This is a genomic window from Nosocomiicoccus massiliensis, assembly GCF_000438455.1.
Taxonomy (GTDB): Bacteria; Bacillota; Bacilli; order Staphylococcales; family Salinicoccaceae; genus Nosocomiicoccus; species Nosocomiicoccus massiliensis.
In genome coordinates this window covers 13309-34273 of sequence record NZ_CAVG010000121.1, presented here as the reverse complement: position 1 = coordinate 34273, position 20965 = coordinate 13309, and the positions used below count along the sequence as shown (strand labels likewise).

Sequence of the window (20965 nt, the reverse complement as noted above, 5' to 3'; positions counted from 1 at the left end):
ACCGATCTTTTTAATTATTATATTCCAGTTATTTAACTTTGGTATGCGTCAAATATTTGTATCGTTATATAATATGTTAATGTAAGAGATATTGTTACAATATCTCTTTTTTATTTCGCCATTAGGAGTTATATTATGGAATCCCTATTTCAACATTTTAGACAAGAAGAAAAAGAAAAGATTATTTTTTACTATAGTAAATTTGAAATCGCGTCGAGAGATTATTATCCTGTATTACTCGATTTTACTGATCCAAGAGAACGTAAAATTATCGAAAGTATTAGCGGACGTTTCCCTGATATAAAAATTGAATATTACGGTGGGGGTAGTGAAGATAACCACGAACGCAAACGTGTCTTACTCGTTCCAGAAATGTTAGAAGTCTCTCGAGATGATTTTGAAATTGAGACGGTAGAGTTACATTATCCAGAAAAATTTGTGACGCTAACACATCGTAATATTTTAGGTGCGATGATGAATGTCGGCGTCGACCGTAGTAAACTCGGTGACATTATTCTTTCAGATCATATACAATTTGCGATCGATAAAAACTTCTTTGATTTATTTACATCAGAACTTACGACGATAAAAAACGCACCGATCGAACTCGTTAAAATTCCTAATGATGAATTTTTAAGCGCAGTCTCGAATACGACGAAACATTCGATAATCGTCTCATCGTTTCGTTTAGATGTGATCGTATCAGAAGTGTTAAAAGAAGGACGTGCAAAAAGTAAAAATCGTATCACGCGAGAGAAAGTTAAAGTCAACCATGCACTCGTGACAGATCCGAGTTTCCAAGTCGAACTTGAAGACGTAATCAGTGTGAGAGGTTTTGGAAGATTTATCGTGAGTGAGTTTATTCATGAAACGAGAAAAGGGAAGTCGAGAATCGAAGTTTTAGTGTATGAAGACTAGTTTCAATATGGTTTGACAATAGTCTGAAATTTTTGCATAATGTTATTAATGTATTAGACACGCAATATATTGACTTTTTTAAAGCGACTAGAGGACGGTGAAAGCTCTAGAAAATAAATATATTGATATCACTAATATGATAATTATATAAATATATAAATGAGTGGGCTCTTTATGAGTCAATTAGGGTGGTAACACGGTGAAATCGTCCCTTTTTGACTTGTAAAGAGTTTTTAATTTATTAGGAGGAAATATAAGAATGGATTACAAAGACACGCTACTTATGCCGCATACGGATTTTAAAATGCGCGGCGGATTAACACAAAAAGAGCCAGAAATGCAAAAACGCTGGCACGAAATGGATTTATATAATAAAAAATTGGAATTAAATAAAGGGAATGAACCGTTCGTATTACACGACGGACCACCATATGCTAACGGTGCGATTCATATGGGACACGCGTTAAATAAAATCGTAAAAGATATCATTAACCGTAACAAACAAATGCAAGGATATTACACACCATATGTACCTGGATGGGATACGCACGGTTTACCAATCGAGCAAGCACTGACAAATAAAGGTGTCGACCGCAACAAAATGTCAGTGAGTGAATTCCGTAAAAAATGTGAAGCATTCGCAAACGAACAAGTACAAGGTCAAATGACAGGATTTATGCGTATGGGTATCGACGGAGAGTGGGATAACCCGTATTTAACATATAAACCAGAATTTGAAGCATCACAAGTACGTGTCTTAAAAGATATGGTGGAGCGTGGCTTAATTTACCGTGGTAAAAAACCAGTGTACTGGTCACCTGTATCAGAATCGAGTTTAGCTGAAGCGGAACTTGAATATAAAGACAAGCGTTCACCGTCAATTTACGTGACGTTCAAAGTAGAAAACGGTAATGAAGTAATTGAAAACGGCGTAAACTTAGTCATTTGGACGACAACTCCGTGGACGATTCCCTCAAACTTAGCAATCGCTGTTCACCCTGAACTGAATTATGTTCAGTTTGATTATGAAGGTGAAGCGTACGTCATTGCTGAAGAATTACTTGACACGTATTTAGAAGCAGTCGAGTGGGATAAAGAAAAAGTCGCTCGTATGAAAGAATTTAAAGGTTCTGAAATCGAACGCGTCGAAGCAAAGCACCCACTATTTGATCGTATGAGTCTCGTTATTTTAGGAGATCACGTAACGACTGACGGCGGTACTGGACTTGTCCATACAGCACCTGGTCACGGGGATGACGACTATAAAGTTGCACAAAAATATAATCTTGAAATTTTATCTCCAGTAGATAACAAAGGTGTATTTACTGAAGAAGCAGGCAAATATGAAGGATTATACTATGACGATGCAAACAAAGTAATTGGTGAAGACTTAGATGAAGCTGGCGCATTAGTTAAACTACAGTTCATTACGCACTCCTATCCACATGACTGGCGTTCTAAAACACCGGTAATCTTCCGTGCAACACCACAGTGGTTTGCGTCAATCGAAAACGTCCGTGAAGAAATTTTAGAAGCATTAAACAACACGAAATTCCAAGTTGAGTGGAATAGAGAACGTATGTATAACATGATTAAAAACCGTGGAGACTGGGTCATTTCACGTCAACGTGTTTGGGGTGTACCACTTCCATTCTTCTATGCTGAAAATGGAGAAGCAATCGTAGACCCAGAAGTAATGGAACACGTTGCAAGCCTTTTTGAAACACACGGAAGTAACGTTTGGTTTGAGTGGGATGCAAAAGACTTATTACCAGAAGGATTTACGCACGAAGGTTCTCCAAACGGTACGTTTGAAAAAGAAACAGATATTATGGACGTCTGGTTTGACTCTGGATCTACTCATAGAGGGGTACTCGATTATAGAGATTACTTAACGTATCCTTCAGACTTATACTTTGAGGGTTCTGACCAATATAGAGGTTGGTTTAACTCTTCACTGATTACAAGTGTCGCAACGCGCGGTGTATCACCATACAAAGAGTTATTATCACACGGATTCGTCATGGACGGAGAAGGTAAGAAGATGTCAAAATCACTCGGTAACGTTGTAGATCCTACGAAAATTATGAACCAAATGGGTGCAGACATCATTCGTCTCTGGGCATTCTCAAGTGACTTCGAAGAAGACGTACGTATTTCTGACGACATTTTAAAACAAGTGTCAGACGTATACCGTAAAATCCGTAACACGATGAGATTCCTACTCGGTAACTTAAACGACTTTAACGTTGAAACAGACAAAGTTGCCTATGACGATTTATACGACGTCGATAAATATATGTACAACAAATTTACTAAGTTTTATAACGAAACGAGAGATAACTACGACGCGTATAACTATATTACAATCTACCAGTCGTTACAGAACTTCATCAACGTAGACTTATCAAACTTCTACTTAGATTATGCAAAAGATATTTTATATATCGAAAAAGAAGATTCTTTAGTAAGACGTAGTGTACAAACAGTGTTACACCGTATTTTAGAAGATTTAACAAAAGTGTTAGCACCAGTGCTCGTTCACACTGCAGAAGATATTTACGACCATACACCACACCGTACAGCTGCAAGTATCCACTTAACACACTTTAGTGACAAAGAAGATGTCGATGAGAAAGTATTAGAACAGTGGGCACAAATTATGGCGGTACGTGATGACGTTTATAAAGCGTTAGAAGTGGCACGTAACGAAAAAGTCATCGGTAAATCACTCGATGCGAAAGTGACGTTAACATTACCTGAAGGATTAACAAAAGACAGCATCAATTCAGAGTTCACACAGCTCTTTATCGTTTCGCAAGTTGAAATCGTCGATGAGTTAACAGACGGTACAGCATATCAAAACACGACAGTTAAAGTAGAGCATGCTGAAGGTGAAAAATGTGCACGTTGCTGGAACTATAAAACAGACAGAAACCTCGTGAGCGGTAAAGATGATATTTGTGATCGTTGCCGTACTGTTGTTGGAGAAAACTAGGTGAGACGATGAAAAACTATCGAATTATTCCGATGAGTATTTTCGGTATCGGTATATTGGCACTTGACCAAATTACAAAATTCCTCGTAGTTAAATACATGGACTACGGGGAATCGATACCAATCATCCAAAACTTCTTATCGATCACGTCACATAGAAATAGTGGCGCAGCGTGGGGCATGTTACAAGGTAAAATGTGGTTGTTCTACATTATAACTGTATTCGTCATAATCATGCTGTTATATTTTTATAAAAAAGAAGCGACGGATGATTTACTATTACAAATATCACTGACAATGCTAATTGCAGGAGCATTAGGGAATTTTATCGACCGTGTATTATTTCAAGAAGTGGTCGATATGATCGATACGATGATTTTCTCATATGACTTCCCGATATTTAACGTTGCAGATTCAAGTTTAACAATTGGAGTCATACTCATGCTATTTCAATTCTTTACAGATCGTGGTGAACAAAGTGAAAATTAAAACCGAAGAAAAAGATGTCAACGTACGTATCGACAAATTGTTGCTCGATTACGTCGAAGATAGTTCTCGTACTGAAATTCAGAACCGTTTAAAAGAAGGTAATATTACTGTTAACGGAGACGTTGTGAAACCGAATTATAAGGTGAAACTTGATGACGTGATCGAAGTATTTGAACGTGAAGTAGAAGATGTCGATATTATACCTGAAGATTTAAATTTAAATATCGTATATGAAGATGATAGCGTTGCAGTCGTCTATAAACCGTCCGGGATGGTTGTTCATCCGTCAGCTGGACATAAAAGTAACACGCTCGTCAACGGTTTAATGTATGCGCTCGATTCACTTTCAGGCATTAACGGAGAGTATCGCCCAGGTATCGTTCATAGAATCGATAAAGATACGAGTGGGCTGTTAATGGTCGCTAAAAACGATGTTGCACATCGCGATTTAAGTGACCAGTTAAAAGAAAAAACTGTCGACAGAAGATACGTTGCACTCGTTCACGGTGATATTCCACATAATAAAGGAACAATTGACGCACCGATTGGACGTAACAAAGAAAAGCGTCAACAAATGGCTGTCGTCGACGATGGAAAAGATGCGGTGACGCATTTTAACGTATTAGAACGTTTTAATGGATACACGTTAATCGAAGCGATTTTAGAGACGGGTCGTACACACCAAATTCGTGTTCATATGGATTATATTGGGTATCCAATCGTTGGAGATCCCGTATACGGAAGAAAGACAAAATTCGATACAGATGGACAATTACTGCATGCGAAAACAATTGGCTTTACGCATCCCGTTTCGAAAGAACGACTGAGTTTTTCATCTGAATTACCAGAACAATTTAAAACAGTATTAGAAGAATTACGTTTAGAAAAAAGTTAATGGATTATGTTGACAAATAGTTTAAATAAGACTATTATAATAAGCAACATAATTAAATACTTATGTGTCTTTAAAATTGGTCCCGTGAGGCCAAAAAGACATGATGAAACGTATATATATAATACTCGCACTATGTGCGAGTTTACTGACGCGTATACTCATGTCTTTGGCATGAGTATTTTTTTATGATTATTAGGAGGATGCCAAATGGCAAGAACTGTTTTAGATGAACAAGGAATCAATAGAAGTTTAACGAGAATGTCACACGAAATACTCGAGAGGTATAAAGGAAGTAGTGACGTCGTACTACTTGGTATTCGAAGACGCGGTGAGCACCTTGCAAACCGAATGCGAGACAAGATTGAAACAATCGAAGGAGAAGCGGTTGCAGGCGGTACGATTGACATTAAAAACTTTAGAGATGACACAGCGAGAAGTGAAAACACTGAAGGGTTAGACACTGACAGTGATTTAAATGATAAGCACGTCGTCTTAGTCGATGATGTCATGCAAACGGGTCGAACGATTCGAGCAGCAATAGACGCAATTATGTTCCACCATAGACCAAAGACGATTTCACTCGCAGTACTCGTTGACCGAGGTCATAGAGAGTTACCGATACGACCAGACTTCGTCGGTAAAAACATTCCGACACGAAAAGAAGAAGAAGTCGTCGTTAAAATCGAGGAAATCGACGGTGAAAACTCAGTTTCAATTTCTTAATCTAAAACTACTCCTACAATAATCTTAAAACCGGAGGCATATACTATGAAAAACTTATTATCAATGGACAACGTATCACCAAGAGAGATTTACGAAATTATTACACGCGCACAAGAAATCAAAAAAGGCGACTACAAAAAATTCGACACAGACAAAACGGTATGTAACTTATTCTTTGAAACGTCAACACGTACAAAATCAAGCTTTGAAATGGCTGAATTTAGACTTGGTATGCACGCAATTCCTTTTGAAGTGTCACAATCAGCAGTTCAAAAAGGTGAATCGTTATACGACACGTGTAAAACACTTGAAGCAATCGGTGTAGATGCACTTGTCATTAGACACCCTGATAATAAGTACTACGAGCAATTAGAAGGCATTAACATTCCAATCGTAAACGGTGGAGACGGAAGCGGAAGCCACCCATCACAATCGCTACTCGATATGATGACAATTTACGAACACCACGGCAGAATCCACGGGTTAAAAATCGTAATCGTTGGAGACATCGTTCATTCACGCGTAGCGAAATCAAACGCAACAGCACTTCGTAAAATGGGCGCAGACGTTTACTTCTCAGGTCCAGAAGAGTACCAAGATCACTCACTTGGAGTGCCTTACATGGAATTAGACGAAGCGATTGAAGTCTGTGACGTCGTCATGATGTTACGTGTACAAAACGAACGTCACGACAGAAAAATGTTATTATCAAACATCGAGTACAACCAAAGATACGGTATTAACCAAGCACGCGTTGCACGCATGAAAGATGACGCTATCTTAATGCACCCAGCACCAATGAACCGCGGTGTAGAAATTACTGACGAATGTGTAGAAGGAGATAAGAGTGTTATCTTCGAACAAATGGCAAACGGTGTGTTTATCAGAATGAGTATTTTAGAAAGAGTTCTTGAAGGAGAGAAATCTAGTGCTTTTAACACAAGCGAAGTTATTGTTAGATAATGACTTCATCACAAAAGATGTATTAATCGAAGACGGTATTATCACAAAAATTGCGGATTCAATCGAGCAAGAAGGTCACGAAGTTATCGACTTAAACGGTAAATTATTAACACCAGGACTCGTCGATGTTCACGTTCACTTTAGAGAACCAGGCTTTGAACATAAAGAAACGATTAAAACAGGATCTTTAGCAGCAGCACGTGGAGGATTTACAACAGTATGTCCGATGCCAAATACAAACCCGATTATCGATAGCGTTGAAACACTCGACAAAGTTAACGAAATTATCGAGCGTGACGCAGTCATTCGCGTGTTACCTTACGTATCGATTACTGAAGGGTTAAGTGGAGAAAAGCTCGTCGACTTTGACGGGTTAAAAGAACACGGTGCATTCGCATTTACTGATGACGGTGTCGGTGTCCAAACAGCAAAAGTTATGTATGAAGGTATGAAAAAAGCAGCAGCGATTAATATGCCGATCGTTGCACATACTGAAGATAACTCACTCGCAGGGACTGGTGCGGTTCATGAAGGTGACGTATCAGAAAGACTCGGCGTCGAAGGAATTCCAAGTCTTGCAGAGTCTACACAAATCGCACGTGACGTATTACTTGCTGAAGCAGCAGGGTGCCACTATCACGTATGTCACGTGTCAACGAAAGAATCTGTTCGTGTCATTCGCGACGCAAAACGTGCGGGCATTAAAGTGACAGCTGAAGTGACACCACACCACTTAGTGTTAGACGAAAGTGACTTCACTGAACTCGACCCAAACTTCAAAATGAACCCGCCACTACGTGGTAGCGATGACCGTGAAGCGTTAATTGAAGGCCTACTCGACGGTACGATTGACTTTATCGCAACAGACCATGCGCCTCATCATAAAGATGAAAAAGCAGCTGGTGTCGAGAAAGCTCCATTTGGAATCGTCGGTATTGAGCATGCGTTCCAATTACTCTATACGAAGCTCGTTAAAACAGGTGTATTCACGTTACAACAACTTGTAGATTTCATGACAGTTAAACCAAGTAACGTCTTTAACTTAGATAGCGGTGAGATTAAAGAAGGAAAACTCGCAGATTTAACAGTGATTGATTTAGAAGATAACGTAACGATAACTGAAGGTGGATTCGTATCTAAAGCGAGCAACTCACCATTTATTGGTGAGGAATTAGAGTCAGATATTTTCATGACAATTTGCGACGGTAAAATCGTCTACGAAAAATAATAGGAGTGTCGACATGAATCACTTACTCAGTGTAAAATCTCAAGAAGAAATTGCACATAACATATACAAAATGGTGATCCATGGCCCGATTACAAGTAAAATGAAAACGCCAGGTCAGTTTGCACATATTCGTGTAAACGAGACTTCGGCGTTTATGCTGAGACGTCCGATATCTATATCGGACGTTGATGCTGTCAATGAGACTTTTACAATTGTATATCGTGCCGGTGGAAAAGGGACTACAGAATTATCGAAATTAAAAGCTGGAGACAACGTAGATGTGTTAGCACCTCTTGGAAATGGTTTTCCAGTAGAAGATGCAAATCACGTTTTAATCGTCGGTGGAGGTATTGGTGTACCACCACTACTTGAGTTAACAAAGCAATTACATAAACGCGGCGTAAAAACGACACACGTATTAGGCTTTAGTTCTAAGCGTGAAGTCTTTTATGAAGAAGAGTTTAGCCGTTACGGAGACACATATATCGCAACAGTCGATGGTAGTTACGGCACAAAAGGATATGTCACAGACGTCATCGACACGTTAGATACTAAGTTCGATAAATTTTATTCTTGTGGACCAAAAGTGATGTTAAAAGTGTTAAGTGACACGTTAGATATGGATGGATACATTTCATTAGAAGAGCGTATGGGATGTGGATTTGGTGCGTGTTACGCATGTGTTGCTGATAAAGAAGACGGCACGCAAGTGAAATTATGTGTCGACGGTCCAGTATTTAAAAAAGGAGAGATCATTTTATGAGTTTAAACGTAGAATTACCAGGTCTCTCTTTAAAAAACCCGATTATGCCAGCTTCTGGTTGCTTTAGTTTTGGTGAAGAGTACAGTCAGTTTTACGACCTTTCTAAACTCGGCGCGATTATGATTAAAGCGACAACAGTTGAACCACGTAAAGGGAATCCAACGCCGAGAGTAGCTGAAACAGATTCAGGCATGTTAAATGCGATTGGACTACAAAATCCAGGTTTAGACCACGTATTAGAACATGAACTTAAATATTTAGAACAGTTTGATGTACCGTTAATCGCTAACGTAGCTGGAACGACAATCGAAGACTATGTGGAAGTCGCAAAACGTATTTCAAAAGCGAAAAACGTACATGCTTTAGAGTTAAACATTAGTTGTCCAAACGTTAAAGCAGGTGGGATCCAGTTCGGTACGAACCCTGAGATGGCGTACAACTTAACTAAAGCAGTATACGAAGTGTCAGAAGTACCAGTTTACGTTAAGCTTTCACCAAACGTCACGTCAATCGTCGATATGGCGATGGCAGTTAAAGATGTATGTGATGGTCTCACGATGATTAACACACTCGTCGGTATGCGACTTGATAATAATGGCCAACCGATTATTAGTAATATTACGGGTGGTTTATCTGGTCCAGCAATTAAACCAGTTGCGTTAAACATGGTTTACCAAGTGAAAAAAGCATTACCAGATATGCCTGTCATCGCGATGGGTGGCGTCACGGACGTGCAAGACGTCATCGACTTTATTTCAGTCGGGGCAGATGCGGTCGCAGTTGGTACAGCAAACTTCACAGATCCGATGACTTGTCCGAAATTAATAGACGGACTTGAAGCATACTTAAAAAACACAAACATTAAACATATACACGACTTAAAAGGGAGAACGCTCTAGGAGGATACAATGAATACACCAATTATTGCACTTGACTTTAATCGTTATGAAGAGGTCGAAAACTTCTTAAAACAATTCGATGAAAAACTATACGTTAAAGTTGGTATGGAATTATATATGCTTGAAGGGCATAACGTCATTAAAGAAATTCGCGCGATGGGACATGATTTATTTTTAGATTTAAAACTTCATGATATCCCGAACACTGTGTCACGTACGATGGCAGGACTTGGCCGTTTAGACGTACAAATGGTAAACGTACATGCACGCGGTGGAAGTGAAATGATGAGACGTGCAAACGAAAGCTTTAAAGAATATAATCCAGACGGAATTTGTATTGCAGTTACTGAGTTAACGAGTACAAACGAACATATGGTTGAACACGAACTTCAGTCAAAATTATCGTTAAGAGATTCAGTGCTAAACTTAGCACAACTCACATACGACGCTGGTTTAGATGGGGTTGTTTCATCTCCATTAGAAAGTCAAATGCTACACGACAAAATTGGTCCAGACTTTTTAACAATTACACCGGGGATTCGACTAAAAGAGAGTCAAACAGACGACCAAGTACGTATCGTAACACCAGACGAAGCGAGAAGACTCGGTTCAAACTATATCGTAGTAGGTCGTCCGATTACTCAGTCAGACAATCCAGTTGAAAGTTATCATAAAATCAAAGCAATGTGGGAGGGGAAATAATGAGTAAGCGTGTATCAGAAATTTTATTAGATATCGAAGCGGTTAAAATCCAACCGAACGATCCATTCACATGGGCAAGTGGCATTAAATCTCCAATCTACTGTGATAACCGTAAAACGATAGGATTCCCGAAAGAAAGAAAAGAACTTATTACGTTATTCATTGAAAAGATTAAAGAAAATTATAGCGACGTTAAAGTTATCGCCGGTACAGCAACCGCTGGGATTCCTCATGCAGCATTTTTAGCAGCAGGCCTCGACTTACCGATGGTGTACGTCCGCGGTGAAAAGAAAAAGCACGGTGCAGGAAAGCAAATCGAAGGCGGCGACGTCAAAGGTAAAAAAGTGATTTTAATCGAAGACCTATTCTCAACAGGCGGCTCAAGCTTAAAAGCAGCAGACGCTTTAAAAGAAGCTGGCGCTGAAGTCATTTCTGTGATGAGTGTATTTAGTTATGAACTAGACGTACTAAAAGAAAACTTTGAAGCAGCAGGATTAGAATACGCAAGTTTAAGCACGATCGACGAAATGCTTGAACTATGCGAAGAAACAAACAGACTCAGTGAAGCAGACATCGAAGTCGTTAAAAACTTTAGAGATAATTTATAAAATGAAAGAACTCGGCCATTGCGCCGAGTTCTTCTTTTTTTGTTGGTTTTGGTGCGTATTGATGGGGGGTTGATGTGATTTCGTACGTTTGGATGCGGGAATCGTCGGTGAAAGATCGGTCTCGCCGTCGATAAGCTGAATCGTCGGTGAAATGAAAAGTTAACCGTCGCTAATAAGGAAATCGTCGGTGAAAATTCAGTTCGCCGACGGTAACGGTCGAATCGTCGGTGAAATTTTGAGTTTCGGGTTTTTCGCCGACGATACTGTCTTTCCCGTCGGTGAATAAAAAATTCGCCGACGAAAGTCCGTTCTGCGACGGTGAAAAAATCCATTCGCCGACGATAATCCGAATTGTCGGCGAAAATCCAATCTCACCGACGCAAATCACTGAATCGTCGGTGAACATCCAATCTCACCGACGCAAATCATTAAATCGTCGGTGGTTTCTTCATCTCACCGACGCAAACTGCACAATCACAAACGCACCGACGAGAAAGCACCCGAACTCCCACTCAGACAGATAATAAACTATTCCGTATCTTCCATTAGACGGATTTCTCGTTCTACCGGTGTGACGTACACTGTTTTTTGATCGGTGTACGTGACGAACCCGGGTTTTGTGCCTGGGATGTTTTTGACGTGTCGGATTTCTGTGTAATCGACTGGGACTGATTGTGATTCTTTTCCTTTTGAGTGATACGCAGCGATTTTCGCAGCTTCCATTATATCGTCTTCAGTGATTTCGTCAGCAACATGCGTAATGACGACGTGACTTCCTGGCATATCTTTGACGTGGAACCACAGATGATTTTTACTCGCATGACGGTTTGTTAAATAATCATTTTGCGTATTATTTTTACCGACGAGGACCGTTAAACCGTTTGACGTCTTATATTTATTAAGATGAACCGCATGCTTCTTCTTACGCTTTCTGCGCTTCTTCTCTTTGATGATTCCTTCTGACATCAGTTCCTCACGGATATCTTCGACCTCTTCGGTAGTTGAAATACTCTCCATTTGATGTAGTAACGTCTCGAGATAATTTAGATCCATCTTCGCAATTTCGAGTTGCTTTTCCGCTTCAATTTCTCGGTTTTTCATCTTATTGTATAAGTGATAATATCTTTGTGCATTATCCGCAGGTGATAAGTGCACTTTTAGCGGAATCGTAATTTCTTTATTTTCATAGTAATCGAAGACTTTCGCTTCCTCGCTATACGGTTTTAACTCGTACATGTATGCCGTCAGCAATTCACCGTACTTTTGATAGTCGTCTTTACGGTGAGACTCTTCGATATCTTCTTTTAACTTTTCGATTTTACGCTTCGTCTTGTCATAGTTTTGTTCAATGATATACAAGTAATCGTTCGCTTGTCGCTTTATATTTTGTTTAATATATCTTGAATGATAAAATTCATCGAGTAATTCTGAAAGTGTGTCGAAGTTGATTTTTTCATCGTATTGATGATTTAAAGTCTCGAGTTCGCTATAGTAAAACGCGTCTCTATCACCGATGTACAATGTCGGTTTTAAAGATAAAGCACTCAGTGTCTCTTCAATGCCACTCAGGATATTTTTGATGTTCCAGAACTTTACACGGTGCTCAGCTTCTTCAATAAATTGTAAACTCACACCTTCGACGTTATTTAAAATTTGTCGATTCAGTTTCCCACCGTTAAAGTCAATATATTTTGGTAAGTCGTTAATTTCTTCAGTTCTAGGATTTAACTTCTTCTTCGTTGGAGGTGCCTCGTACTGTAACCCTGGTTGAATCGGGCGTACGTTTTCAGAAATTGATATGTGCTTCATCGCAAAAATGATTTTTTTATGATCATCCGTTAAAATGATGTTCGAATGTCTACCCATAATTTCAATGATGAGCTCTCGTTCGATTTCGTCACCGATTTCGTCTCGGTTTGTGATTATCATATGAATACGGCGGTCATTACCGACTTGCTTAATATCTCTAATAATTCCAGACTCTAAATCACGACGCAACATGCGTAAAAACATCGGCGGTTCAAACGGTGTTTCGTAAGATTCTTTTGTAAAATGAATGCGTGCTAAACTCGGATGACAACTCACTAAAAGTGTTTGTGTTTTACGTTCTGCACGTATTTTTAATATAATTGTATACGGATCGATTTGATGAATTTTATTAATACGTCCACCTCTTAGTGGTGAAAATTCGTTCATGAGTTCATGTATAAAATTTCCGTCAAGTGCCATGATCATTGCACTCCTATCTTTCAGTAAAATTTACTTTATCTATTATAACACCGTCTAACTTATAGTGAAATTATCTCATAATTATGGTAAAGTTAAGAGTAATCACTTTAATGAAAGGTTTACTGCGAATGACAAACGATAAAGGATTGCTGATTGTTCTATCTGGGCCTTCTGGGGTCGGAAAAGGGACAGTGCGTAAAGCATTGTTTGAAGATGAAGAAACGAATTTTAAATACTCAATTTCAATGACGACACGTGATAAACGTGAAGGGGAAGTTGACGGTGTCGACTACTTCTTTAAATCGCGTGAAGAATTTGAGCAACTCATTGAACAAGATAAATTTATTGAATACGCGGAATATGTTGGAAATTATTACGGTACACCTGTTGATTTTGTTCATCAAACGATGGAACAAGGCCACGATGTGTTTTTAGAAATCGAGGTTGAAGGTGCAAAACAAGTGCGCGACAAATTCCCTGAAGCGCTATTTATCTTTTTAGCACCACCGTCAATCGAACAGTTAGAGTCGCGTCTTGTCGGTCGTGGCACAGACTCTAAAGAAATTATCGAACACCGTATTAGCGAAGCAAAAAGAGAATTAACACTCATGAATTTATATGACTTTGTCGTCGTCAATGATTCTATCGAAGAAGCAAAACGAAAAATTCGATGCATTGTAGAAGCAAATCATTTAAGACGTTCAAAAGTAGAAAGACATTTAAGAAAATTACTGTTGGAGGTAGAGGAGTAATGTTATACCCGTCACTTCATGAATTAAAAGAAAACGAAAATTCAAAATATATGATCGTCATTATGGCGGCAAAACGTGCAAGAGAATTACAAGATCATCCTGAATATGCGGTGTTCGGTGGAGACGACGGATATAGGTCTAAAAAGACTGTCGGTATGGCACTCGAAGAAATCGCAGATAAACACGTAACACGTAAGGACTAATGTGAAGCTGACAATGTATGTTGTCAGCTTTTCTTTACTATTAGAGGTGATATTATGGCAAATATTTTACTCGGAGTAACTGGTGGAATCGCGAGTTATAAAGCGATCGATGCAACGAGCAAACTCACGCAACTCGGTCATAACGTTAAAGTTGTTTTAACAGAAAATACGTTACAATTCGTCTCACCACTCGCATTTCAAGCAATCGGTCGAAACCACGTATATACGGATACATTTAAAGAAGAAAATCCAGCTGAAATTGCACATATTAAGCTTGGTGAATGGGCGGACATTATTTTAGTGTTACCTGCAACCGCAAATACGATTGGTAAACTCGCAAACGGGATATACGACAATATGTTAACGAACGTCCTCGCAGCAAATACGAAACCCGTCATGATTATGCCGGCAATGAACGTTCATATGTTAAATCATCCGGCGACGCGTCGTAATATCGACATGCTAAAGAAAGACGGTTATCATTTTGTCGATAGCGAAACTGGATTTTTAGCGTGTGGATATAATGCTGACGGTAGACTTGCAAATATCGAAACGGTCATAGAAGAGATGAATCGTATTTTATCTTTAAATGAAGATTTAAAAGGAAAACGCGTTTTAGTAACAGCAGGTCCAACAAGAGAAAGAATCGATAGCGTTAGATATTTAACGAACTATTCGAGTGGAAAGATGGGTTATAGTATCGCTGAAGCGTTTAAAAATCGAGGTGCGACTGTAACAATCGTGAGTGGGCCAGTCAGTATTGAGCCGCCGAGTGGTGTCAATGTCATTCAAGTTGAATCGACTGAAGAAATGTTTGAAGCGGTCAAAAATAATTTAGACAATGATATCGGTATATTTTCTGCAGCAGTATCTGATTACACACCAAAACACGTAGCGACAAAAAAGCTTAAAAAAGAGACAGATACACTTGACGCTATTGAGTTAAAAGAAACGACAGATATTTTAAAATATGTCGGGCACAATACGGACGATATGTACGTCGTCGGATTTGCTGCTGAGACGGATAACGTCGAAGAAAATGCGCTAAAAAAACTAGAGAAAAAACAGATCGACGCAATTTGTTTAAACGACGTATCAAACACGTCAATCGGTATGAATAGTGACTTTAACGAGATTACGATGTTCTTTAAAACAGGTGATAAAACACAGTTAAACTACGGGACGAAACAAGAAATCGCAGACAAAATCGTCGACGAAATCGTAAAGCGAGTGGACCTATAATGTACGCATCAGTCATCGTCGCGATTAGCAATAAGAACGTCGATCGTCTCTTTACGTATAAAGTTCCTGAACACTTAGAAGATAAAATACAACCGGGATCTAGAGTCTTCGTTTCATTTGGCCCGAGAATGATTCAAGGATTTGTCGTCGAGGTAAAAAATGAGACAGACTTAGAACCTTCTAAAATTAAACCAATTCAAAAAGTTATGGACGTCTACCCGGTACTTACGAAAGAACTCATTCATTTAAGTAAAAAGCTTGCAGATTATTACGTCGAACGACATATAAAAGTAATTGAAGCAATACTCCCTGCAGCGTTAAAAATGAAATCGAGATCTGTATTAAAACTAAGTGATGACGCGTCCACAATTGCTAGAGAAACATTTAAAAAGTTTGACGATGAAAAAATCGACGTCAAACTGCTCGATATGAACGACTTAAAACAATTAATGCCGTTTATTAACTCTAAAGAAATTATTGAAGAAAAAGAATTTTCTCAGCATACGAAAAAGAAGACACGTCGAGGGATTGAATCAAATTATTTAGATATAAAACCATCGAGTCGAGCAGTGAAACAAATCGAGTTACTCGAACTCGTCGAAGACCGTGGACCGTTAACGTATGAACAAATCGAAGAAGAAGGATACTCTATAGGAGTCATTAACGCTCTCGTCGATAACGGCTTTTGTAAAAAAATCGATATATTAGTCGAGCGCGATCCATATGAAGGGCGAGTATTTTATCAAGACGAGAAAAAGATACTAACGCCTGAACAACAACACGCGTTTGACACGATTAAAAAATCGATTGATAACGATAAACACGAAACATTTTTACTACACGGAATCACTGGAAGCGGAAAGACAGAAATATATTTACAAGTAATCGAGGAAGTATTAAATCGCGGTGAAAATGCGATTATGATGGTCCCAGAAATTGCACTTACTCCGCAAATGGTGCAGCGTTTTAAGTCGAGATTTGGTGACGACGTTGCAGTGATTCACTCGATGTTAAGTCACGGTGAACGATATGACGAGTGGCGTAAAATACGTGAAGGACGCGCACGAATTTCTATTGGGGCACGAAGTAACGTGTTTGCGGCATTTCAAAACGTCGGGTGTATTATTATCGATGAAGAACACGAGTCGACTTATAAACAAAACGAACGCCCGTATTATCACGCACGACTCGTTGCTAAGTGGCGCGCGGAGTATTATAACTGTCCGTTAATACTTGGCTCTGCAACACCGAGTATCGAGTCATATGCTCGAAGTGAAGTCGGTGTGTATCAAAGACTTGAACTTACAGAAAGACCGACGGAACAAACCGTTCCAACTCCAGAAATCGTCAGCATGGTAAAAGAACGAGAAGACGGGAACACGTCGATCATTTCACGTAAACTCGACATGAAAATTCGAGACCGAATTAGTAAAAATGAACAAATGATTCTTCTACTGAATAGAAGGGGATATGCGAACTTTTTAGTTTGTCAAAACTGTGGTCACGTTCCGATGTGCCCAAACTGTGATATTAGTTTAACGTATCATAAATCGAATCACTCTCTTATGTGTCACTACTGTGCATACGAAGAGCCGATGCCAACGAAGTGCGGGGCGTGTGGTGAACATGATTTAAGTCTTCGCGGGACGGGCACACAAAAGATAGAAGAAATATTACGCGATACGTATAACGTCGACGTCGTACGAATGGATATCGACACGACGCGCAATAAAGGTGCGCACGAAAAGCTATTAAGCACGTTCGAAAAAGAAAATATTCCGATACTACTCGGCACACAGATGATTGCGAAAGGGTTAGATTTTAAAAACGTCACACTTGTCGGAGTGTTAAATGCGGATACGATTTTAAATCTACCGGATTTTAGAGCGAATGAACGTACGTTTCAACTCCTCACTCAAGTATCCGGGCGCGCAGGACGCGGAGACGTTGAAGGAGAAGTGATATTTCAAACGTATAACGAAGATCATTACGCGATCCAATTCGCAAAAGAAAATGACTATCGATCGTTCTATTTAAGGGAAATGGAATATCGAAAACTCGCACGGTATAGCCCGTATTACTTCCACGTATTATTTACGATTTCAAGCGAGTATCAAGACCGCGTCATTAAAGCAGCGAGTGACATTCATACAGTCATTCAAAAAGACGTGTCGAATCGTTCGATTTTAATTGGACCGAGTCCATCTCCAATCGAGAGAATCCAAAACAAATATAGGTTCCAAATAATATTAAAATATAAAAGTGAGCCAGAACTGTTTAAAGTACTCCATGAACTGGATAATAAGTATAGTAAGGAATATCAAAAGACACAGACATTGTTAAGAATCGATGTTGATCCAGAATATATTATGTAGGTGAAACTATGGCAAATATAATTTTTATGGGAACGCCAGATTTCTCTGTTCCCATTTTAAGAGCGCTACACGAGACGTTCGAAGTTGATCTCGTCGTATCTCAGCCCGATAAAAAGGTCGGCAGAAAACAAATTTTAACGCCTCCTGCAGTCGCAAAAGAAGCGGCAGCGCTTGGCATAGAAGTGTTCCAACCGGAGGCTATCGGTAGTACTTCATCGATTGAAAAAATAAAATCATACGACCCAGATATTATTGTTACAGCCGCATACGGTCAGTTATTAAGTGAAGACGTGTTAAACATCCCAAAACTTGGGTGCATTAACGTTCACGCGTCACTCTTGCCTAGACATAGAGGGGGCGCACCGATTCACCGTTCGATAATTGAAGGCGATGAAAAAACTGGCGTCACTTTAATGTATATGGCAAAAGCGTTAGATGCGGGAGACATTATCGCTCAGCAAGAAACAGTCATCGAAGATAGTGACACAGTCGGAACGCTTCACAACCGTTTAAGCAAAATCGGTACGGAATTACTGATTAAAGAGTTACCAAATATTTTAAACGAAACAAATTCACGTACACCTCAAGACGACGCATTAAAAACGTTTAGTCCAAACATCGAAAAAGAAGATGAATTCGTTACGTTCGACCGTCCGTCTAGAGAAGTGTTTAACCATATCCGTGGTTTAAACCCGTTCCCAGGGAGTTATACATTCTTAAATGGTAAACGACTGAAGTTATATTTATCGAAACTGACAGAAAAACAGTCAACAGAAAAGCCAGGGACGATTGTAAAAGAAACGAAAGACGGATTTTTAGTTGCGACAAATGATTTTGACTTAGAAATTACAGAAGTCCAACCTGCAGGTGGTAAACGTATAAACGCAGGTCAATATATTCGTAATAATAGTCATTTAATTGGTGATATGCTTGGTGAAGACGTATGACAGTAAGAGAATTAGCACTCGATGCGTATTCAAACGTCATTCATGACGGTGGGTATTCAAATATCGTTTTAAATCGAATCATCGAAGAAAACGAATTATCACAAAAAGACCGGGCGTTACTTACAGAGATTCTGTACGGTTCGATTTCAAGGAAATTAACGCTCGAATATTATTTACGCCCACTCATTCAAACGAAATTAAAACGTTGGCAACGCGATTTACTCGTCATCAGTCTATATCAATTAGAATATCTCGATAAAATACCGAGTTACGCAGTGATCAATGAAGCGGTTGAAATTGCAAAAGAGCGCGGGGGACTACAAAGTTCACGCCAAATTAACGGTATTTTACGTAGTTTCTTACGTGAAGAAAAACCAAAAATCAGCGATATTAAAAACGACGCGACGAGGATATCGATTGAGTATTCATTACCGAAGTGGATCGTAAATCATCTATTAAAACATCATTCAGTCGAAGACACTGAAAATATCGCAAAAAGTCTACTCGAAAGACCAAACATGTACGTACGCGTAAACAAGAAACAAACGACGCGTGACGCACTGATTAAACAGTTACAAGACGAAGGAGTGACTGCTAAAAAAAGCTCTATTCATGATAATGCAGTCATCGTTTATGGCGGAGGTCTAACAGAAACGAAAGCCTATAAAGATGGATTATTTGGTATTCAAGATGCGAGTTCGATGTGTGTCAATTATGCATTAGATCCAACTGGAAACGATATAGTACTCGATGCATGTAGTGCACCTGGTGGGAAAGGATTCCATGCACTGGAAAACATGAATGGTCACGTAGATTTTTCGGACGTGTTTGAACATAAACTGACATTAATCAAAAATGAAAGCAAACGTTTAAAGCATACGAACTTAAATGTGATGCTAAAAGATGCAACTAAAGACGAGTATGATACGATGTACGATAAAATAATTGTAGATGCACCGTGTTCAGGGCTCGGCGTATTAAAACGTAAACCTGAAATTAAGTACAACGTCCGTGAAGAAGATATCGACACACTTGTTGACATTCAACTGTCGATTTTAAATCACGTCAAACAGTATTTAAAACGTGGCGGTACACTCGTTTATTCGACATGCACACTGCATCAAATGGAAAATGAAAACGTCGCATATACGTTTAAAAAACAGTCGACGGATATAGAATTTGACGAATTTGAAATTCCACCGTTTAAATTTAAAGGAAATATGCGTCAAATTCTCCCCCATGAACTGAATACAGACGGTTTCTTTATCGCTAAATTTAAGAAACTGTGAGGGAGGACAGCTATGAAATTTTATGAGAAAAGTATTTGTGGGAGTTACCGTAATTTAAACGAAGATACGGCCTACGTATTTCAAAATAAAACCGGTCAAAAAATCGCGTTAATTGCCGACGGTATGGGTGGCCATGAGCATGGTGAAGTCGCTTCAAAATTTGTCGCTTCTAAAATTAAAGAAGCGTTCGAAGAGACGAACTACTTTAAACCCGACGACGGCAAAGATTTTTTAAGAGATTTAATTATTCAAACGAACCGCGAGTTATATGACTATTCAAACGAAAAAACGGAGTCTAAAAATATGGGAACGACACTCGTTTTAGCAGCATTTTTAGATGAAATGATTTACGTATTTAACGTCGGAGATTCTAGAGCGTATGCACTTAAAAAGTTAGAAATACGCCAAATCACAAACGATCATACGTTTGTTAATATGCTCGTCAGTTCAGGTGAAATTACAAAAGAAGAAGCAAAATCTCATCCTCAAAAAAATATCGTAACGAAAGCACTTGGTACAACAAGACTCATTCAGCCAGATTTATTCCGTTTAAAAAATCATCTGTATGATTATATCGTTCTAACGAGTGACGGCGTGACAGATGTCGTGGACGATGAAACGATTCATAAAATTGTGTATGAAAACGAAAGTAAAGCAGATGAAATTGTAGCTAAAGCTGAAAAAAATGACTCGAAAGATAACATCAGTGTTATCGTCGTCGACTTAAAGGCGGGTGAATAGTA

General features: G+C 39.0%; 20 protein-coding genes. 18 read left to right on the top strand and 2 right to left on the bottom strand.

Annotated features, from left to right (window positions below; translation table 11 throughout):
* Positions 1 to 135 precede the first annotated feature (135 nt).
* The 11 genes from TJ68_RS05875 to pyrE all read left to right on the top strand — a co-directional run bounded on the left by TJ68_RS05875 (position 136) and on the right by pyrE (position 11185).
* On the top strand, positions 136 to 918 hold the full coding sequence (locus TJ68_RS05875) for a YlmH family RNA-binding protein (protein WP_040929232.1): 783 nt from the start codon (positions 136 to 138) through the stop codon (positions 916 to 918).
* Positions 919 to 1177: 259 nt separating this feature from the next.
* Entirely contained in the window at positions 1178 to 3916 is a 2739-nt protein-coding gene (ileS, locus tag TJ68_RS05870) for an isoleucine--tRNA ligase (protein ID WP_040929231.1), read from the top strand.
* Between the two features lie 8 nt (positions 3917 to 3924).
* Complete coding sequence (gene lspA / locus TJ68_RS05865) at positions 3925 to 4404, top strand: signal peptidase II (RefSeq protein WP_040929230.1); 480 nt, start codon at positions 3925 to 3927, stop codon at positions 4402 to 4404.
* Positions 4385 to 5299, top strand: coding sequence for an RluA family pseudouridine synthase (locus tag TJ68_RS05860; protein WP_420329225.1), 915 nt, complete (start codon positions 4385 to 4387; stop codon positions 5297 to 5299). Before lspA ends, TJ68_RS05860 begins: the two co-directional genes overlap by 20 nt.
* Before the next feature lie 207 nt (positions 5300 to 5506).
* Positions 5507 to 6022 carry a bifunctional pyr operon transcriptional regulator/uracil phosphoribosyltransferase PyrR gene (gene pyrR, locus TJ68_RS05855; protein WP_040929229.1) on the top strand — a complete coding sequence of 172 codons (516 nt, stop codon included), beginning with the start codon at positions 5507 to 5509 and terminating at the stop codon, positions 6020 to 6022.
* Positions 6023 to 6067: 45 nt separating this feature from the next.
* Positions 6068 to 6985, top strand: coding sequence for an aspartate carbamoyltransferase catalytic subunit (locus tag TJ68_RS05850; RefSeq protein WP_040929228.1), 918 nt, complete (start codon positions 6068 to 6070; stop codon positions 6983 to 6985).
* The gene (locus TJ68_RS05845; RefSeq protein ID WP_052327345.1) at positions 6951 to 8213 is read left to right on the top strand and encodes a dihydroorotase; all 1263 of its coding nucleotides are present in this window, start codon (positions 6951 to 6953) and stop codon (positions 8211 to 8213) included. The genes TJ68_RS05850 and TJ68_RS05845 overlap by 35 nt, the downstream gene beginning before the upstream one ends.
* Before the next feature lie 13 nt (positions 8214 to 8226).
* Positions 8227 to 8976, top strand: coding sequence for a dihydroorotate dehydrogenase electron transfer subunit (locus TJ68_RS05840; RefSeq protein ID WP_040929227.1), 750 nt, complete (start codon positions 8227 to 8229; stop codon positions 8974 to 8976).
* The gene (locus TJ68_RS05835) at positions 8973 to 9875 is read left to right on the top strand and encodes a dihydroorotate dehydrogenase (RefSeq protein WP_040929226.1); all 903 of its coding nucleotides are present in this window, start codon (positions 8973 to 8975) and stop codon (positions 9873 to 9875) included. The genes TJ68_RS05840 and TJ68_RS05835 overlap by 4 nt, the downstream gene beginning before the upstream one ends.
* A 9-nt stretch (positions 9876 to 9884) precedes the next feature.
* Positions 9885 to 10577, top strand: coding sequence for an orotidine-5'-phosphate decarboxylase (gene pyrF / locus TJ68_RS05830; protein ID WP_040929225.1), 693 nt, complete (start codon positions 9885 to 9887; stop codon positions 10575 to 10577).
* Positions 10577 to 11185 (top strand): orotate phosphoribosyltransferase, encoded by a 609-nt coding sequence (gene pyrE / locus TJ68_RS05825; protein WP_040929224.1) that lies wholly within the window; start codon positions 10577 to 10579, stop codon positions 11183 to 11185. The genes pyrF and pyrE overlap by 1 nt, the downstream gene beginning before the upstream one ends.
* 169 nt (positions 11186 to 11354) lie before the next feature.
* Here pyrE and TJ68_RS08420 read toward each other — a convergent pair whose 3' ends face one another.
* Complete coding sequence (locus tag TJ68_RS08420) at positions 11355 to 11591, bottom strand: hypothetical protein (protein WP_148128987.1); 237 nt, start codon at positions 11589 to 11591, stop codon at positions 11355 to 11357.
* Between the two features lie 122 nt (positions 11592 to 11713).
* Positions 11714 to 13414, bottom strand: a complete 1701-nt coding sequence (locus TJ68_RS05820; protein WP_040929223.1) for an Rqc2 family fibronectin-binding protein — start codon at positions 13412 to 13414, stop codon at positions 11714 to 11716.
* Positions 13415 to 13542: 128 nt separating this feature from the next.
* Between TJ68_RS05820 and gmk the strand changes: the two genes are divergently transcribed.
* Genes gmk through TJ68_RS05785 form a run of 7 tightly spaced genes read left to right on the top strand, consistent with a single transcriptional unit; the run spans position 13543 to position 20963 of the window.
* Positions 13543 to 14166 (top strand): guanylate kinase, encoded by a 624-nt coding sequence (gene gmk / locus TJ68_RS05815; RefSeq protein ID WP_040929233.1) that lies wholly within the window; start codon positions 13543 to 13545, stop codon positions 14164 to 14166.
* Positions 14166 to 14369, top strand: coding sequence for a DNA-directed RNA polymerase subunit omega (gene rpoZ / locus TJ68_RS05810; RefSeq protein WP_040929222.1), 204 nt, complete (start codon positions 14166 to 14168; stop codon positions 14367 to 14369). The genes gmk and rpoZ overlap by 1 nt, the downstream gene beginning before the upstream one ends.
* A 54-nt stretch (positions 14370 to 14423) precedes the next feature.
* The gene (coaBC, locus tag TJ68_RS05805; protein WP_040929221.1) at positions 14424 to 15611 is read left to right on the top strand and encodes a bifunctional phosphopantothenoylcysteine decarboxylase/phosphopantothenate--cysteine ligase CoaBC; all 1188 of its coding nucleotides are present in this window, start codon (positions 14424 to 14426) and stop codon (positions 15609 to 15611) included.
* Positions 15611 to 17986 (top strand): primosomal protein N', encoded by a 2376-nt coding sequence (gene priA / locus TJ68_RS05800; protein ID WP_040929220.1) that lies wholly within the window; start codon positions 15611 to 15613, stop codon positions 17984 to 17986. Before coaBC ends, priA begins: the two co-directional genes overlap by 1 nt.
* An 8-nt stretch (positions 17987 to 17994) precedes the next feature.
* Positions 17995 to 18933, top strand: coding sequence for a methionyl-tRNA formyltransferase (fmt, locus tag TJ68_RS05795; protein WP_040929219.1), 939 nt, complete (start codon positions 17995 to 17997; stop codon positions 18931 to 18933).
* Positions 18930 to 20222, top strand: a complete 1293-nt coding sequence (gene rsmB, locus TJ68_RS05790; protein ID WP_040929218.1) for a 16S rRNA (cytosine(967)-C(5))-methyltransferase RsmB — start codon at positions 18930 to 18932, stop codon at positions 20220 to 20222. The genes fmt and rsmB overlap by 4 nt, the downstream gene beginning before the upstream one ends.
* Before the next feature lie 12 nt (positions 20223 to 20234).
* On the top strand, positions 20235 to 20963 hold the full coding sequence (locus TJ68_RS05785; protein WP_040929217.1) for a Stp1/IreP family PP2C-type Ser/Thr phosphatase: 729 nt from the start codon (positions 20235 to 20237) through the stop codon (positions 20961 to 20963).
* The last annotated feature ends 2 nt before the right edge of the window (positions 20964 to 20965 follow it).

What these genes read in the sequence shown, in the direction of transcription:
- TJ68_RS05875 (WP_040929232.1), top strand. Translation starts at nt 136, where the DNA reads ATGGAATCCCTATTTCAACATTTTAGACAAGAAGAAAAAGAAAAGATT.
- ileS (WP_040929231.1), top strand. Translation starts at nt 1,178, where the DNA reads ATGGATTACAAAGACACGCTACTTATGCCGCATACGGATTTTAAAATG.
- lspA (WP_040929230.1), top strand. Translation starts at nt 3,925, where the DNA reads ATGAAAAACTATCGAATTATTCCGATGAGTATTTTCGGTATCGGTATA.
- pyrR (WP_040929229.1), top strand. Translation starts at nt 5,507, where the DNA reads ATGGCAAGAACTGTTTTAGATGAACAAGGAATCAATAGAAGTTTAACG.
- TJ68_RS05850 (WP_040929228.1), top strand. Translation starts at nt 6,068, where the DNA reads ATGAAAAACTTATTATCAATGGACAACGTATCACCAAGAGAGATTTAC.
- TJ68_RS05840 (WP_040929227.1), top strand. Translation starts at nt 8,227, where the DNA reads ATGAATCACTTACTCAGTGTAAAATCTCAAGAAGAAATTGCACATAAC.
- TJ68_RS05835 (WP_040929226.1), top strand. Translation starts at nt 8,973, where the DNA reads ATGAGTTTAAACGTAGAATTACCAGGTCTCTCTTTAAAAAACCCGATT.
- pyrF (WP_040929225.1), top strand. Translation starts at nt 9,885, where the DNA reads ATGAATACACCAATTATTGCACTTGACTTTAATCGTTATGAAGAGGTC.
- pyrE (WP_040929224.1), top strand. Translation starts at nt 10,577, where the DNA reads ATGAGTAAGCGTGTATCAGAAATTTTATTAGATATCGAAGCGGTTAAA.
- TJ68_RS08420 (WP_148128987.1), bottom strand. Translation starts at nt 11,591, where the DNA reads ATGTTCACCGACGATTCAGTGATTTGCGTCGGTGAGATTGGATTTTCG.
- TJ68_RS05820 (WP_040929223.1), bottom strand. Translation starts at nt 13,414, where the DNA reads ATGGCACTTGACGGAAATTTTATACATGAACTCATGAACGAATTTTCA.
- gmk (WP_040929233.1), top strand. Translation starts at nt 13,543, where the DNA reads ATGACAAACGATAAAGGATTGCTGATTGTTCTATCTGGGCCTTCTGGG.
- rpoZ (WP_040929222.1), top strand. Translation starts at nt 14,166, where the DNA reads ATGTTATACCCGTCACTTCATGAATTAAAAGAAAACGAAAATTCAAAA.
- coaBC (WP_040929221.1), top strand. Translation starts at nt 14,424, where the DNA reads ATGGCAAATATTTTACTCGGAGTAACTGGTGGAATCGCGAGTTATAAA.
- priA (WP_040929220.1), top strand. Translation starts at nt 15,611, where the DNA reads ATGTACGCATCAGTCATCGTCGCGATTAGCAATAAGAACGTCGATCGT.
- fmt (WP_040929219.1), top strand. Translation starts at nt 17,995, where the DNA reads ATGGCAAATATAATTTTTATGGGAACGCCAGATTTCTCTGTTCCCATT.
- rsmB (WP_040929218.1), top strand. Translation starts at nt 18,930, where the DNA reads ATGACAGTAAGAGAATTAGCACTCGATGCGTATTCAAACGTCATTCAT.
- TJ68_RS05785 (WP_040929217.1), top strand. Translation starts at nt 20,235, where the DNA reads ATGAAATTTTATGAGAAAAGTATTTGTGGGAGTTACCGTAATTTAAAC.